Genomic DNA, 16022 nt, shown 5'->3' with positions numbered 1-16022 from the left:
CGAGACACAAGGGACGACCCCTGAATGGACTCGAACTATGCGGTGTACTGCGGCATCGACGTCGGCAAAGGCGAACACCACGCCGTCGGACTGACCGCCGCCGGAAAGAAGATCTACGACAAGGCGTTGCCGAACGACGAAGCGAAGCTGCGGGCGGTCTTCGACCGCCTGGCCAGCCACGGATCGGTGCTGGTGGTCGTCGACCAACCCAATACGATCGGCGCCCTGCCGGTCACCGTGGCCCGCGTAGGCGGCCACGAGGTCGGCTACCTGCCCGGACTGGCGATGCGCCGCATCGCCGACCTGTACCCCGGACAGGCGAAAACCGACGCCCGAGACGCGTTCATCATCGCCGATACCGCCCGCACCATGCCGCACACCCTGCGCCGGGTCGATACCGGCGACGAGGCCCTCGCCGAGCTCGAGGTCCTCGTCGGATTCGACGACGACCTTGCCGGTGAGGCCACCCGGGTCATTGGGCCGCATCCGCGGCCTGCTCACCTCCATCCACCCGGCCCTCGAGCGGGTCCTCGGCCCCCGCATAACCCATCCGGCGGTCCTCGAGATCCTCTCCCGCTGCGGCGGGCCGGCCGGAATCCGGCAGGCCGGCAAGCGCAAGCTCACCGCGATCGCGGTCAAGCACGCACCCCGAATGGGCGCCAGGTTGGCCACCGACATCCTTGCCGCCCTCGACGAGCAGGCCGTGGTGGTGCCCGGCACCACGGCCGCCGAAACCGTTCTACCCAAACTCGCGGATTCACTGAAAGAGACCCTGTTACAACGCAAAGCGGTCGCCGCGGACGTGGAGAGGGCCCTCGATGACCACCCTCTTTCCCAGTCCTGACCTCGATGCCCGGCATCGGCGTCAGGACAGCAGCTCGGATCCTGATCGAGGTCGGCGACGGCTCCGCCTTCCCCTCCGCCGCCCACCTGGCGGCCTATGCCGGCATCGCACCGGTCACCCGAAAATCGGGATCCTCCATCCGTGGCGAGCACCCCGCCCGCTCCGGCAACAAGAAACTCAAACGCGCCCTGTTCCTGTCCGCCTTCGCCGCCCTCCACGACCCCACCAGTCGCGCCTACTACGACAAGAAACGGGACGAGAAGAAGAAACACAACGCGGCCCTGATCTGCCTCGCCCGACGCCGCTGCGACGTCCTCTACGCCATGCTCAAGAACAAGGAACTCTACCGGAATCCAACCCCCTCAGCGGCTTGACGAAAACCATAGGGACACCCCCTTTGCTGTACCGGGATCGTTCCGGTCCGCTCGCCGGTGTCGGAGGCAGTCGGGACCTGTCGTGGTACTACCGCGAGTGCCCGGCCGGGCGGGGGTGATACCGGAGCCTGCCGTCGGCCCGTCCGAGGGCGGCCGCCGGTGTGGTGAAGGCGGGGTCGAAGAACAGGAAACTGAGCAGGTCGGCGGGTTGCGCGGACTCGCCACCGAACAGTTTCGCCAGCAGACTCAGTTGCGGATTCCGCAGACGCTGCAGCCCGCGGAAGCGCTGACGGAGGATCTCGTCGGCGAGGACGGCGAGACTGTTCGCCCGGTCCAACGGGGGCCCCGCGAATTCGACGTCGATGTGTCGATAGAGCACCGCCTCAGGGTGCGCCCGGGCTTCCGCGTTGCGGCTTTCGAGACGGTGCAGGTCCTCGACCATCCGGTCGGCGAGCATGGCCCGCAAGATCACCGCGGCGGTGTTGAACAAGTCCGGCTCCCCGGTGCCGGTCGTTTGCTGCGAGGGCAACCCGACCGGCCAGTGCCGAGGGCGGGTGGCGACCACACCGAGCCGACCGGCGCCCATCTGGACAGCCGGTTTGAGGGGCATGTTCAGCCGGACGCCGCCGTCGACGTACCAGCCGGCCCACGCTGCCGGGGTGTCGATGTGGATGGGCCGAAACAGCGCCGGCACGGCCGCCGACGCGAGGACGTGTTCGGGCTGCAATGTGGTTTCGACGTAGGTGATGTTGCGGTTTGCGTCGAATGGTGGCAGGGCGATCGCGGGGTGTTTGTGCACGAACACGACGGTGCCGCCGGTTGCCACCGAGGTGGCCGCGACGGCCACGGCCTCGACCAGCCCCCGATCGATGTTCTCCTGCACCTTCTCGAACGAGACCAGGGCACCGATGGTCTCACGCATTCGGGTGGTGTCGAACAGGCTCGGCAACCGCATCGGCAACCCGGCGAGTTGCCCGAGATACCGCAGGCCGCCCCTGGTGAGGCTGCCGGTCACCGAGAACACATCGCCCAGTGACACCGAATCCCACAACGACACCACGCGTTCGGCGGCCTGGTCGATGCCGTGATGGGCCCCTGCGGCCAGCCCGACCACGTTCAGGGCGCCGGCGCTGGTTCCGACCAGGATCGTCGGCGATCGGCCCAGCCGGGGAAGCAGCGAGGTGATCGCACCGGCCTCGTAGGCGCCGCGGGCGCCACCACCCGCGACCACGAGTCCCACCCGGTCGGTCACCCGCCGACCATATCGAATGCCCGTGACCCGGCGGAGGATTCTCGGCGTCGTCGTCCGCGGCCGCACCGGTCGGGTGGGTGGGGTGCACGAACCGGTGATCCGGTCGCACAATCGAGTGAAGGGACGCTCGATGGAGGTCGATGATGCGACATCCGGCTCCGGTCCCGGCACCGGTGCGGTGGTGGCGACTTCGGCCCTGGAGCCGCAACCGGCTGATGCGGGGCGGTGACCGGGCCGAGGCAGTCGCGCTGCTGGTGACTGCGATGGTCTTGGCGGCGCTGGTGCCGTTCGCCGCCTCGTTCGGGACGGCGACCTACACCCGCATGCAGCGCCAGGCCGAGATCGTCCGCACCACGGTGCGTCCGGTTCCCGCGGTGCTGCTCGGCGACGCCCACCCCGCTGCCCACATCGAAGCCTCACTCCAACACCCCGAGCCCGGTGACAGCGCCCTGGCGCGGTGGTCGGCCGCGGGCAGAGAGCGCACCGGTGTGGTCCCCACCGCCGCCGGCGCGACGGCCGGGCAGACGGTCACCGTCCTGGTCGATGCCGCCGGCAACCTCGCCGATCCCGGCCGATCGGGCACACAGAACGCGGCAGTAGCGGTGACCGCCGCCTGCGGGGTATGGGCACTGGGTGCCGGCGTGGCCAACCTGGTCCTCGTCGGTCTGCACCGGATCCTGCTCCGGCAACGGATGCGCAGGTGGGATCGCGAATGGAGCCGGTTCGGCGCAGACCCTGGCCAGTCATGACGAACACCCTGCCCGAAAAGAGGCGCCGATGCGCCTCGGAGAGCGGCCCCCATGCGCGGGTCGACCAGAGCCCTGGACGACGTTCGCGGTGGGTGGGCTGATGCTCATCACGACGTCGACCAGGGTGAGGGCAGGCCGCGCCGCGTCGGGCCTCCTGTGGCCGATCCCGCCCGGTCCCCCTGGCACGGTGGACCCGGTGACTCTTACCTCGTCATCGATATCGGATCGTCAGTGGGCACGCACTACCCTGCTTCGCCCGGCGGGCGACCGCAGGTGACCGGGTGGGGTGATGAACGCCATCCGGGTTCGATCCAGGGCTGCTGGTCGGGTAGGCCGAGGCAGAAGCGGGCTGTCGGCGGGGTTGTGCCGAACTCGAAGGCGACGGCCCCGAACGTCTGCGTCCGGCGGCCTGGCCGGGGTGTGACGCACAGGGGTGCGGTGCGGTCGGCGAGGACGCGCTCGGCGGCGGACCGGTCCCGGACCGACGCCACCATCGTTTCCAGGAAGGCGAGGCGAACCCGGGAATCGGTGATCCGTCCCTCCCGCTCCAATTCGCGCTCGGCGGCCGGGTCGAGGTCACTGTTCGCCAGTGGATGATTGGTGTGGAACAGCAGGGGCGACCCTGCCGGGCAACTGACAACGACTGCGGCCGACGAACACTCGACGCCGTGGAAACCGTGGGCATCGGACAGCGCGTAGTGTTGCCCGCTCGCGTGCGAGATACGGTGCAGGAAATCCACCGCCTGGTCGCGGGACGAATGAGCGAGGGCGCCTCGGATCACGGCCGCGACCGGCAGGCCGGTGGAGTCGTGGTGCAGCATGCCGAGGGCGTTCACGCAGATTCCGACGCCGGCGGCGTTGATCCCGGTCAATCCGATCATTCCCGCCGAGCTCAGTACGAGCGCCTCCGGGCCGGTCTCGGGGCGGAGGCGTAGAACGACCTGGGATCGGTCCATGAAATCGGGCAGGTCCATGTTCTGGGCGAGGAACACCCCATTGGTGTGGGCTCGTCCGATGACACTGCAGCCGAGTTCGAGGTGCTCGCGGTGCATCCACCACTGTTCGTCCATGAAGTTGTACGCGAGGATCTCCGCGAACGGAACCGCGGTCGCCTCCGCGATGCCGCGCATCTCCTCGGCCAGGTCGGGCACGGCGGCCTCGACCGCGGCGAGGAGTCCGGTCGACGCGAGGTGCCGGCGACTTCGAGTGCTCGTGCCCTCGCGCCACCGGTCCAGGGCGGCGTGGACCAGGTCGCGGGCCTGCTCACCGTGGGCGCGGCCACGCTCGCGGCCGTTCCCGGTGCATTCGATGACCGTCATCGATCCTTCCCTCGTCGTTGTCGACTGCCCTGTCGTATAACACCGTTCGGGTTCGAGGTGATTGGTCGACTGCGGCACGGGGGGGGTAGTTACCGACGCAGTTCGTCGTCGCCGGTGAAGTCGAAGGCCGCCAACTCACCGATGTCGGGCACAGGAATCTACGGTACGCCCGGCGGGGGAGGAGGGCGCGGGAACCGGGCGGGGTGCTGGCAGCCGACGCCAGGTTCAGGGCCGCAGGGGTGGGGGTATCCCTTCGGGTATGGACCAGTCGCAGGCACCGTTGTTGGATGCGTTGGAGCAGTACCACCGGCTCGACCGATACGGGTTCTCCCCACCGGGGCATCGGCAGGGGCGAGGCGCGGATGAGCGTGTGAAGAAGGTGCTCGGCGCCGACCCGTTCCGTGCGGACGTGCTCGCCTCCGGCGGACTGGACGACCGTCGGTCGAGTAATGGGTACCTGTCCCGGGCCGAGCAACTGATGGCCGACGCGGTTCGGGCCGAGCGGGCCTTCTTCTCGACCTGCGGCAGCTCACTGTCGGTGAAGGCGGCGATGCTGGCCGTCGCCGGAAACGATCCCGGCGGTTTGTTGGTCTCCCGCGACTCGCACAAGTCGATCGTCGCCGGACTGATTTTCAGTGGTGTGACGCCCCGCTGGATCACCCCGCGCTGGGACGAGGACATGCACTTTTCTCATCCTCCGTCCCCGGACCAGGTCCGTGCTGTGTGGGAGAAGTACCCCGACGCCGCCGGGGCGCTGATCGTGAGCCCCAGTCCGTACGGCACGTGCGCCGACCTCGCCGCCATCGCACGGGTGTGCCATGAGCGGGGTAAGCCGCTGATCGTGGACGAGGCGTGGGGTGCGCACCTTCCCTTCCACGACGACCTGCCGACCTGGGCGATGGACGCCTGCGCCGACGTCTGCGTGGTCAGCGTCCACAAGATGGGCGCCGGTTTCGAGCAGGGATCGGTCTATCACCTGCAGGGGGAGCTGGTCGACGGCACGCACCTGTCGCAGTGCGCGGACCTGTTGACGACCACGAGCCCGAACGTGATGCTGTACGCGGCCATCGACGGGTGGCGCCGGCAGATGGCCGAGCACGGCACGGACCTGCTCGGCCGCGCTCTCGCGCTCGCCGCCAGCACCAGGGAACGGATCGCCGGTATCGACGGATTGACCGTGCTCGAGGACCGGCTGCTCGGGGAGCAGGCCTCGCACGACCTCGACCGGTTGCAGGTCCTCATCGATGTCAGCGAACTCGGTGTATCCGGGTTCCAGTGCACCGACTGGTTGCGGGAGCACTGCCACCTCGACGTCGGCATGCACGATCACCGTCGCATCGCAGCGACCTTGTCGATGGCCGACGACGACACCACCAGCGGCCGGCTGGTCACCGCGCTCGACGAGCTGGCTCAGGCGGCGGCCTCGTTCGATCCGCCACCGCCGGTGTCGTTGCCGAGTCCCGAACAACTGCAGCTCGAGTCGGTGATGTCACCGCGGGATGCGTTCTTCGGCGCGGCGGAGATGGTCGACGCGGACCGGGCCGCCGGGCGGATCGCGGCCGAACCCCTGACCCCGTATCCACCGGGCATTCCCGCGGTGGTGCCGGGAGAGCGACTCGACCGACCGGTGATCGACTATCTGCGCAGCGGCGTGGATGCCGGAATGGGAATACCCGATGCCGCCGACGGCACCCTCCGCCGCATCCGGGTGGTCACCGGGTCACGATGACAGTGTAGCCCGGTCGATAGCCCTGGCACCCGGACAGCCCGGGATCTTTCCGCCTGTCCGGGTGCACGCTGATTGCCGACGACCCGGATGGGTCTCGTGTTGGGGGTATTTCAGTGCCTCGCGGTCACTGGTGAGGCCGATGGGTCACCGGCAAGAAGAATGTCTGTTGGTCGACGATCGTGGCGGGGTCCACGCGACTTCACCCGTACTCGTCGAGAAGTTCGAAGACGCGGCGGCGACGGTCGTCGGCGGCGTCGAGCGGTCACCGACGGATGACACCGCCGTCGCGGACCTGCACCTCAACCGGCCCGGAGCAGGTCCCCAAAATTACCCAGGGACCGCCCTGCTCGATCCAACGCGCCAACCTCACATTGCGCACCCGGGGCCTCCACCACAGCTGGTACACACCGAGACCGCCGAGCACCTGCGTAGAAAGTACCGCGAGGATCCACTGAGCCCACGCGCTCACTGTTCCTCCTGTCCACCACGGTGAGCCTCGCCGGGGTTCAATGTCCGTGCAGGGGGCAGAATCCGGCCGTGTCGGTGGGCCCGACTGCTGGACCATGTCGGCCGAATCGGCGGCACACCGGGCGAGCGCACAGATTTGGGACATCGACGGTACCGCAAGACGGCGGTGCTCCATACCGTCAGTAGTTGCCGGGACGGCAGGATCGTCAACACCGGCTCGGCGACGGGCGACTCGGCTGGGGGCGCCCGTCTCGGCGAGCCCGGACCTGCTGCGAGCTGCGACCATTCCGACAGGGCACCCCCGGGACACCAATATGGGGGAGCGGCCGCACCCATGGTCCGGCAGGGACAGGACGTCATGGCTGCTTATGCTCCGAGTCCGAATGCGACGAGGAATCCCAGCGCGGTGGACAGACCGACCCACCAACCGCCTTCCTTGTAGGCCTCGGGCATCAACGAATCCGCCAGTACGGCGATGGTCGCGCCGCCGGCGAAGGCCTGGATGGTGGCGATCGCGCCGTCGGAGATCTGGTCGGAGACCAGATTCGCCCCGATGACGACGAGGACGAGTAGCGCTGCGGTCGCTGCCCACACGGCGAAGGCTCGCAGACGGTTGAAACCGGGTTGGGCGCGCATCGACGCCGCCCCGGCGACGGCCTCGGGGACGTTGCCGACCGCGACCGCGACGAGCAGCACGATCCCGCCGGTGCCGCCGAGGGTGACCCCGAGTGCCGTGTTTTCCGGTACGCCGTCGAGTAGGGCACCTAGTGGTGTGTCTCTGATTTAGCTGATCTTTTCCAGTGCGACGCGGCCGCGCGCAACCTTGGCGAGGATGGATTCGGCGGTCGCGGTCCATTCGTACGGTCGGGGGCTTTCATTGTGGGCATCGAGGTATTCCTCAATGGAGGCGATGAGGTGCGGTACGGAGTGAAAGACCCCGCGCCGCAGAGCTTTATCTGTCAGCTCTCGGAACCAACGTTCGACGAGATTAAGCCACGAGGAGGAGGTGGGAGTGAAGTGCAGGTGGAACCGTGGATGCTTATCGAGCCAAGCCCGGACCTTCTCGTGCTTGTGGGTGGCGTAGTTGTCCAGGATCAGATGGATCTCCAAGTCCTTGGGCACCTCACGGTCGATGGTGCGCAGAAATCTCAAGAACTCCTGGTGACGGTGGCGCGGCAGGCACTGGCCGATCACCTTGCCGGTAAGGACGTCGAGCGCGGCAAACAAGGTGGTGGTGCCGTGACGCTTGTAGTCGTGGGTCATCGTCTCGCCGCGGCCCTTGATCATCGGGAGCGAGGCCTGGGTCCGGTCGAGGGCTTGCACCGACGACTTCTCGTCCGCGCACAACACGATCGCCCGCTCGGGCGGGTTCAGATACAGACCGACGACGTCGACGAGCTTGTCCTCGAATCGCGGATCATTCGACAGTTTGAACGTCTCGACCCGGTGCGGCTTGAGTCCGCGAGCAGACCACACGCGCTGGACGGTGTCCTTGGAGACCCCGACATACTCTGCCATCGTCCGGCAACTCCAATGAGTCTCGCCTTTCGGGCGGTAGTTCTGCGTCAGGTCCACGATCTCCTCGATCTTCTCCTGCGGGATCGAGGGCTTGCGACCACGACCCTTGCGCACCTCACCCAACCGCGCCATGCCGTCCTCGGCGAACCGCACCCGCCAGTTCGCCACCGATCCCGGCGATACCGACAACGCCTGCGCGATAGCAGTGTTAGCCAAGCCCTCGGCCGCCATCAACAACGCCTTGGCCCGCACCACCTCCCGATGTGCACCCGACTGCGAGCGCGCCAACGACTCGAGTACAACGCGCTGCCCATCGGAAATCTCCAAAGCTGGTACCGGGTTCCTCATGTACGGATTCTATCGAATCGATCAAGAATTATTTGCGAGACACACCACTAGCATCAGAGCCCATCCGAGGGCGCCGGCGCCGAGTTTGTTCTCGATCACGTGGTCGGCGACGACGTAGACCAGTGCGCCCGCGAACAGGGCCGCACCAGCCCCCCAGATGCCTTCGGTCTCGAACGCCGGCTGGAACAGTTCAGTGGAGACCGCGGCGACCATGGTGCCGGCCCCGAACGCCATCAGCGCGGCGAGGAGTGGTCTGGGCAGGTTGTACCGGAGGCCGACGCCGGCCCCGACCAGCAAAGGCAGTGCAGTCCCCAGTCCATACAGCACGGCAGTCAGCATGCGGGGGATGGTATCCGGACGTGCCTTCGGCGGTGTGAGGAGATAGTCGATGCCCGGGCCCGGATACATGAGCGCACCGCGTGCGTGACTGGCGGGGTTGTATGTGCGAATGGCGACACACCCCGCCAGCGGGAAGTGGTGGGGCGACGGTTTTCACATGGCCGGAGGACGGGTCACGCACGAGGCCGAGGAAGGGCGGGATTCATCTCAGGGTTCTGTTCGGTTCGCTCGCCGTGATTTGTGACCCCGCCCTGTGCGCAGACCTCCGCGCGGGGTGCACCTTCGCCGCCGCTACTCGGGGGAATCCTCTTTCATTGTCTGTTCGTGGGTGTGGAATGTGTTGGTGTGGGAATCCTTTCATCATGGACGTACACAATTCGGGTAAAGATGCTGCCCGGTGTGGCGGGAGGTTGCTCGAACTTGTCGGCGACCGCGAGGTGGAGGCTCTGGCGGACGAGGTCTGCCAGTTGAAGTGCGAACGTGGGCGGGCCCTTTTCGAATCGGTGTTGGATTGGTTAGTGATGACGATCGCCGAGGTGGTCACCGCCCGGGCCGGTGTCACCCATGCCGTCGACAGTTTCGTTGCCGTGTTATTCATTGCGCACGATCAGCGGGGTCTCGGGCAGGAACTGTTGCCGATTCCGGCTCGGTGGCTGCTCGATTCGGTGCTGACGATCGCGGCGCACGGCCACCGGTCGCAGGCGCCGTTACCGGACGGTGGTGAGGCGTCGGTGCGGACCCAAATCCTCATCGATGCCGTGGTGTGGTTGGACTATCTCCTCGATGCCGACGCGGCGTAGAGGTGATTCGGCGGAACGGCCTACAAGGATGTGGAGCGGTGGAGAACATGAGCCCGCGGGTAGCCCCAGGCGCCGCCGCGGCGGCGGGCAGCGACCGGCAGATTTGGCCCTGCACCGACGATCGCCGCGTCGGCGCTCGGACCGGTCCGTGTGAGCAGGTTCGGGCATTCGCCTCCGGTGGTGTGCCGCAGTGGGCGCGGCGGCGTCGCGGACCGCGTGCGACTGCACCGGTGGTGCCGGTGTGGGCGTTGCTGGCCGCGGCACTGTCCCCGGTGATCCTGGTGGTGACCGCGACGGCGGCTCGGTGGATGCAGCCGCCGGGCTACAGCCCGTTGGGGCAGACACTGAGCACGCTGGCCGCCCATGGACACGGTCATGCCGTGATGACCGCCGGGTTCCTGGCGGTCGCCTGCTGTTACGTCGTCACCGCGGTGGGGTTGCGGGTGCTGCGGATGCCGGCCCGGATCACGCTGGCGTTGGCGGGCTTGTGCGGATTCGTGCTGACGGTGTTCCCGCCGGCGCCTCGGGCGGTGCCGGTGCACGTGGCCGCAACGGCGGTGGGGGCGCTGTTGATCGCGGTGTGGCCGATTCTGGTGATCTCCCGCGAACCGGACGCCGCGGCGGCGTGCCGGGCGCCGGTGGCGATCGCCGCGGCGGCGGTGCTGCTCGGGTTGCTGGGTTGGTTGGCCGGTGCCGCCATCGATGGGTGGTCGTTGCTCGGGTTGGCGGAGCGGGTGTGCGTGTTCGCCCAGCCGGTGTGGCCGCTGGCGGTCGCGATTACCTCGCGCGCATCGTCGCCGCACCCCGGGTCCGCCGAAGAATGAGGAGTGGGGGAGGCTCCGATGATCGCCGGTGAGCTGCGGACCGACACCGCCCCACCATCCGCCTCCCCGCGTGGCGGAAGTGACGCTCGATGCCGCGTCGGTAGTCCCGGAACGGGTCCGACCGCCGGCCGCCGTCACAATTCTCGGGCGTGCTCGTCGAGCCCAGGGATATTCCGCGGAGGCGGGCCGGGATCTCACCGTGTGTGGGGGCGGTGGACCAGCTCCCACATCCCGGGGCCGCGAGATGGTGCGGTGTCGGGGTAGCTCAGGGCGAGTGACTGCGCGTCGAACGCGGTGAACCAGTCCTGCCACCCGAGGTGCTCGAGGTTCGGGGTGCTCAGGCCGAGGAAGTCGATGCACAGTTGCGCGTCGCCGGTGCGGGCCGGGGGTGTGATGCGGGCGGGTGCGCCGTGGTGGGTTTGGATCCAGAGGCGGATCTCGTTGTGGTCGGTGGTCACGTGCCGACAGGTCATGACGGTGCTCCTCGTGTAGTTGTGGTGGGTAGGAAGGTTGTCCGTGCCGTGGGGCGACGGTGGACGCGGTGCGTCTGCCACGTGGCCGTTCTCGCCGATGGCGACAGTGGCAGAAGGCCGGTGGGAGGGTGAAGGGTTGGGTTGCCACGGCGGTGGGTCGTAGAGCAGTTCGGTGAGCGACCTTGTCGGGTAGGCACCGGCACGGGGTGATCGCGGCACCGTCGACGGTCGGGGCCGCGGGTGCGCTGTACGTCGATGTCGTTGTGGCGGAGCCGATGCGGGTTCACGGAGACGACCGCCGGTTTCGATCGTCGGTGTTCGTCGGTGCGGTGGCGCGTTGTTCCGGGGTGGGTCCGAGGTGGGGGAGTGTGGTGATACCGAATTTGTCTTTCAGGACCTGCCGGGCGGCGTAGTAGCCGGGCATTCCGTGGACGCTGGGTCCGGGTGGGGTGGATGCCGAGCACAGGTACACGCCGTCGAGCGGGGTGCGGTACGGGTTCCATTTCGGTGCGGGGCGGGCAATCATCCGGTACATCGACACCCGTCCGGCGGCGATGTCGCCGCCGCGGTAGTTGAGGTCGTGGGCGCTCAGCCGGGCGGCGGGAGTGCAGCGGGAGGTGACGACGGTGTCGCGGAAGCCGGGTGCGAATCGTTCGATCTGCGCGGTGATCGTCTCGGTGACATCGGTGTCGGAGCCGTTGGGGACGTGGGTGTAGGTCCACAGCGGCCGGGCCTCCCGATTGACCCGGGTGGGGTCGACGACGGCGGGTTGGCTGACCAGAACCAAGGGTCTGGGTGGGTGGTGGCCGGCGGCGATGGCGGTTTCGGCGGCGGTGATCTCGGCCCGGGTGCCGCCGCAGTGCACCGACCCGGCCTGCTGCACCCGCGGATCCGCCCATGGCACCGCATCATTGAGGACGAAGTCGACCTTCGCGATCCCGAGGCCGGGACGGTAGCGGTTGATCGCCCGCCGGTACCGGCTCGGCAGCCGGTTGCCGAGGATGTGGGCCAGCATCCAGGGGGAGGTGTCGAATAGATACGCTCGGGCCGGGGGCAGCAGCCGCCAGTCCGAGACACCTTGCTCGCAGTCGAGGTGTCCGCCGTGAGCGTGCAGGTCGTTGATCAGTGCGTTGGTGATGGCCTGGGAGCCGCCGGTGGGGATCGGCCAGCCGACGGTGTGGGCGGCGGAGCCGAGCAGCAGCATGGTGGCGGCGCCGGCGAGCGAGGGCATGGGGGCGGGGACGTGCCCGCCGATGCCGGTCAGCATCGCCGGCGCCAGGTCGTCGGTGAACCGGCGGTTCCATGCCCGGGTTCCTTGCTCGAGGACCCGGGTGGCGAAGCCGAGCGCGGTCCGAATCCCGGGCACGTCGCGGGCGGCGGGGGGAATCGAGCGCATGTCCCCGAGACAGAGGGCGACGAGGGTGGTGAAGTCGTCGACCAGCGGGTGCATCAGGTTCTGCCAGGCGGCGGCGTCGCCGGGGGTGCCGTATTCGGCGAGTTCGGTGGTCGTCCGTGTCAGGTCGGGGTAGGCGATCCCGGCGGGACGGTGGTCGAGCGGGTGGGCGTAGGACGCTGCGGGAACGTTGAGTTGGACCCCGCGGGCGGGGAGGTCGAAGGCGGTGAAGAACGGGGACGCGGCGGCCATCGGGTGCACCGCCGAGCAGAGGTCGTGCGGCAGTGCGGCGCCGGCGAGGGCGATCTCCTCGGTGCGGCACCCACCGCCGGGGGTGGGTTGGTCCTCGAGGACCTGGACGTCCAGTCCGGCGCGGGCGCAGAGGACGGCGGCGGCCAGCCCGTTCGGTCCCGATCCGATGACCACGACATCGTTGATGTGTCTGGGCATAATTTCTCCTGTACCGGGCGGGGTCAGTGGTGTGGGTGGCGCATCCGGCGGACGAGCAGGGCGAGGGCCACCGCGGTGGGGGCGGCCAGGAGCGCGGTCCGCGTCGGGACGGTGGGCCGGGACACCTCGGCCTGTGCCCGGGAGTCGGTGGGGTCGTCGCCGCGGATGGCGGCGGCGAGGACCTGCGCCCCGTGCAGAGGCGACGCGCCGGGGTGCAGGTCGCGGATCTGGGTGCGGCAACTGAACCCGTCGGCGAGCACCAGGGTCGAGGGGTCCGCTGTGCGGAGGGTGGGTAGGAGGGTGTCTTCGGCGCAGGCGACGGACACCTCGTAGTGCCCTTTTTCGAACCCGAAGTTCCCGGCGAGACCGCAGCATCCGGCGTCGAGGACGCGGGTGTCCACCCCGGCCGCTCGCAGGGCCTTGTCGTCGGAGTCGTAGCCGAGGACCGCGTGCTGGTGGCAATGCGGCTGGACCAGCGCCGCCACCCCGTGAAGCCTCGGTGGGGACCAGTCCGGTGCCTTCTGTTGCAGGAGCTCGCCCAGGGTGACGGTCTGTTGGGCGAGCCGGTGGGCATCTTCGTTGCCGTGCAACAACTCCGGCAGGTCCGAGCGGAACACCGCCGCGCAGCTCGGTTCGAGGACCACGATCGGGGTGCCGGCCCGCAGCGCGGGCGCCAGCACCGTCAGGGTGCGGCGGAGAACATGCTTGGCGGTGGTGAGTTGGCCGGTGGAGATCCAGGTCAGCCCGCAGCACACCGCCTGGGTGGGGACCTCGACGGTGAACCCGGCGGCCTCGAGCACGGTGACCGCATCGGCGGCGATCTGCGGGTCGAAGTTGTTGGTGAAGGTGTCCGGCCAGAGCACCACCCGTCCCCGGCTGCCGGGGCGGGGCGCCGGTGCTCGGCGGCGCCAGGTGGCGGTGAACCGCCGCCGCGCGAACCGAGGGAACGGCCGGCGGGAGTCGACGCCGCCGGCGGCCTCGAGCACCGTCTTCAGTCCGGGGGTGTGGGTGAGGTTGTTGATCAGGGTGGGTGCGACGGCCGCAATCCGGGCCCATAGGGGTATCGCGCCCATCGAATAGTGGGCGCGGGGCCGGATCCGCCGCCGGTAGTGGTGGGAGAGGAATTCGGCTTTGTAGGTGGCCATGTCGACGTTCACCGGGCAGTCGGACAGGCAGCCTTTGCAGGCCAGGCACAGGTCGAGGGCATCGCGGACGGCGACCGATTTCCAGCCGTCGGTGATGACCTCGCCCTGGAGCATTTCGAACAGCAGTCGGGCGCGTCCGCGGGTGGAGTGTTCCTCTTCGCCGGTGGCCCGGTAGGACGGGCACATCACCCCGGATTCGTGGCCTCGGCATTTGCCGACGCCGACGCAGCGGGCGGCGGCGCGGCTGAACCGGTGCTCGTCGTCGGGGTAGGCGAAGTGGGTGGCCGGTTCGAGCGGCAGGTAGTGGGTTCCTTGCCGCAGGTTTTCGTCGAGGCGGTAGGGGTGGACGATCTTGCCGGGGTTCATCCGGTTGTCGGGGTCGAAGAGTCGTTTGAGGGTTTCGAAGGCGGTGACCAGGCGGTCCCCGAACATGATCGGCAGCAGTTCCCCGCGGGATTGCCCGTCGCCGTGCTCCCCGGACAAAGATCCGCCGTAGTCGACCACCAGCTGGGCGGATGCGGTGGCGAAGGACCGGTACTTCGCGATGCCCTCGGCGGTGCGCAGGTCGAACGGGATGCGGGTGTGGACGCAGCCGTGCCCGAAATGCCCGTACAGGGACGCGGTCCCGTACCCGTAGTCATCGAGCAGCCTGCGGAAGTCGCGGAGGTAGTTGCCGAGGAAGCGGGGTGGGACGGCGGCGTCCTCCCAGCCCTCGTGGGTTTCCGGGTCGTTCGGCGGATAGGCGGTGGCGCCGAGGCCGGCCTCGCGGGCGGCCCATACCTGTTTCTCGTGGTCGGGATTGTCGAGGAGCTTTGCGTGCGGGGTGACCGAGTGCAGGTCGTCGATCATGGCCTGCGCTGCGCGGTCGGCGTCGTCTTTGGTGTCGCCGTTGAATTGCACCATCAGCCACGCGTTTCCGTCGGGGAGCTCCCGCAGGGCGGCGGCGGCGAGGTGCTGGCTGTGCTCGAGCTGCACCAACCGGTGGTCGATCCCTTCCAGTGCGGCCGGGGTGTGTTCGAGGATCTGGGGGACGGCGTCGGCGGCGGCGCAGATGTTGTCGAACCCGAGCAGGACCAGCGATGTCGCTGCCGGCACCCGCACCAGGGACAGTTCCGCCCGCAGGACGGTGACCAGGGTGCTTTCCGAGCCGACGAGCAGGCGGGCGACATGGAAGTTGTTCTCGGGCAACAGTTGGTCGAGGTTGTAGCCGGATACCCGGCGGGGGATGTCGGGGTAGCGGGCACGGATCTCGTCGGCGTAGGTGTCGGCCAGTTGACGTAGGCCGGTGTAGATGTCGGCGGTGCGGTCGCCGGTGGCGGTGATGCGCTCGAGTTCGGCTGGTGTGGTGGGGCCGACCCACATCCGGTGTCCGTCGTAGGTGAGGATTTCCAGGCGGCGGACCGAGTCGGCCATTTTCCCGTAGGCCTGCGCGGTGGACCCGCAGGAGTTGTTGCCGATCATGCCGCCGATGGTGCAGGAGACGTGGGTGGACGGTTTCGGGCCGACCATCCACCCCCACCGGGCGAGGTGGTCGTTGAGCGGGTCGAGGGCGATGCCGGGTTGCACCACCAGGGTGCCGGCCTCGGCGTCCAGGGATTCGATGTCGGTGCAGTGCTTGCTCCAATCCAGCACCACCGCGGTGTTGCAGCACTGCCCAGCCAGGCTGGTCGCCCCACCGCGGGAGAGGACTGGAACGTCGTGCTCGTGGCACACCGCGATCGCCGCCGCGGCGGCATCCGGGGTGCGGGGGATGACCACCCCGATCGGGACCTGCCGGTAATTGGAGGCGTCGGTGGAATACGCTGCCCGCGAACCGGGGTCGAACCGCACCTCACCGTCGACCGTCTCGCGCAGGCGCTGTTCGAGAGCCTGGAACAGGGGAGTGGTACGGGTGTGCTCGACGGTCACCGCAACCTCCTCGAGCCAGGAGCGGACAGAGCTTCGCAACATGCGGGAACCGGTGCGGCGAGGACGCGACCGGGGTAAGTCCTGGACAT

At 68.6% G+C, this 16022-nt stretch carries 10 protein-coding genes and 3 pseudogenes; 5 read left to right on the top strand and 8 right to left on the bottom strand.

Going from position 1 to position 16022, the window contains the following annotated elements; translation table 11 throughout:
* Positions 1–24: 24 nt before the first annotated feature.
* A pseudogene (locus tag RHA1_RS37135) lies at positions 25–1218 on the top strand (IS110 family RNA-guided transposase).
* Positions 1219–1306: 88 nt separating this feature from the next.
* Here the strand turns inward: RHA1_RS37135 and RHA1_RS37130 are convergent.
* Entirely contained in the window at positions 1307–2470 is a 1164-nt protein-coding gene (locus RHA1_RS37130) for a patatin-like phospholipase family protein (protein ID WP_007297494.1), read from the bottom strand.
* A gap of 140 nt (positions 2471–2610) precedes the next feature.
* On the opposite strand from RHA1_RS37130, the gene RHA1_RS37125 reads away from it, so the two are divergent.
* Entirely contained in the window at positions 2611–3219 is a 609-nt protein-coding gene (locus RHA1_RS37125; RefSeq protein ID WP_011599201.1) for an Rv1733c family protein, read from the top strand.
* A 242-nt stretch (positions 3220–3461) separates the two neighbouring features.
* Here RHA1_RS37125 and RHA1_RS37120 read toward each other — a convergent pair whose 3' ends face one another.
* Complete coding sequence (locus RHA1_RS37120) at positions 3462–4538, bottom strand: C45 family autoproteolytic acyltransferase/hydrolase (RefSeq protein ID WP_007297491.1); 1077 nt, start codon at positions 4536–4538, stop codon at positions 3462–3464.
* Between the two features lie 259 nt (positions 4539–4797).
* Here RHA1_RS37120 and RHA1_RS37115 point away from each other — a divergent pair, with 259 nt between their 5' ends.
* Complete coding sequence (locus RHA1_RS37115) at positions 4798–6267, top strand: aminotransferase class I/II-fold pyridoxal phosphate-dependent enzyme (protein WP_007297490.1); 1470 nt, start codon at positions 4798–4800, stop codon at positions 6265–6267.
* Between the two features lie 834 nt (positions 6268–7101).
* Here RHA1_RS37115 and RHA1_RS37105 read toward each other — a convergent pair.
* The 3 genes and pseudogenes from RHA1_RS37105 to RHA1_RS37095 all read right to left on the bottom strand — a co-directional run.
* Positions 7102–7503 (bottom strand): annotated as a pseudogene (locus RHA1_RS37105) (ZIP family metal transporter); the annotation flags it as partial.
* 15 nt (positions 7504–7518) lie between these two features.
* Positions 7519–8601, bottom strand: coding sequence for an IS630 family transposase (locus RHA1_RS37100; protein WP_011599198.1), 1083 nt, complete (start codon positions 8599–8601; stop codon positions 7519–7521).
* A 48-nt stretch (positions 8602–8649) separates the two neighbouring features.
* Positions 8650–8940 (bottom strand): annotated as a pseudogene (locus RHA1_RS37095) (hypothetical protein); the annotation flags it as partial.
* Between the two features lie 362 nt (positions 8941–9302).
* On the opposite strand from RHA1_RS37095, the gene RHA1_RS37090 reads away from it, so the two are divergent.
* Both RHA1_RS37090 and RHA1_RS37085 read left to right on the top strand, forming a co-directional pair.
* Complete coding sequence (locus RHA1_RS37090; RefSeq protein ID WP_011599197.1) at positions 9303–9740, top strand: hypothetical protein; 438 nt, start codon at positions 9303–9305, stop codon at positions 9738–9740.
* A 47-nt stretch (positions 9741–9787) separates the two neighbouring features.
* Positions 9788–10564 carry a DUF998 domain-containing protein gene (locus tag RHA1_RS37085; protein WP_011599196.1) on the top strand — a complete coding sequence of 259 codons (777 nt, stop codon included), beginning with the start codon at positions 9788–9790 and terminating at the stop codon, positions 10562–10564.
* 194 nt (positions 10565–10758) lie between these two features.
* Here RHA1_RS37085 and RHA1_RS49815 read toward each other — a convergent pair whose 3' ends face one another.
* The 3 genes from RHA1_RS49815 to RHA1_RS37070 all read right to left on the bottom strand — a co-directional run bounded on the left by RHA1_RS49815 (position 10759) and on the right by RHA1_RS37070 (position 15975).
* Complete coding sequence (locus tag RHA1_RS49815; RefSeq protein WP_007296727.1) at positions 10759–11037, bottom strand: hypothetical protein; 279 nt, start codon at positions 11035–11037, stop codon at positions 10759–10761.
* A 283-nt stretch (positions 11038–11320) separates the two neighbouring features.
* Positions 11321–12880 carry a phytoene desaturase family protein gene (locus RHA1_RS37075; protein WP_007296728.1) on the bottom strand — a complete coding sequence of 520 codons (1560 nt, stop codon included), beginning with the start codon at positions 12878–12880 and terminating at the stop codon, positions 11321–11323.
* A gap of 23 nt (positions 12881–12903) precedes the next feature.
* Complete coding sequence (locus tag RHA1_RS37070; protein ID WP_011599194.1) at positions 12904–15975, bottom strand: FAD-binding and (Fe-S)-binding domain-containing protein; 3072 nt, start codon at positions 15973–15975, stop codon at positions 12904–12906.
* Between the last annotated feature and the right edge of the window lie 47 nt (positions 15976–16022).

Source organism: Rhodococcus jostii RHA1, assembly GCF_000014565.1.
GTDB lineage: Bacteria > Actinomycetota > Actinomycetes > Mycobacteriales > Mycobacteriaceae > Rhodococcus_F > Rhodococcus_F jostii_A.
This window is presented reverse-complemented; position numbering and strand designations above follow the sequence as displayed.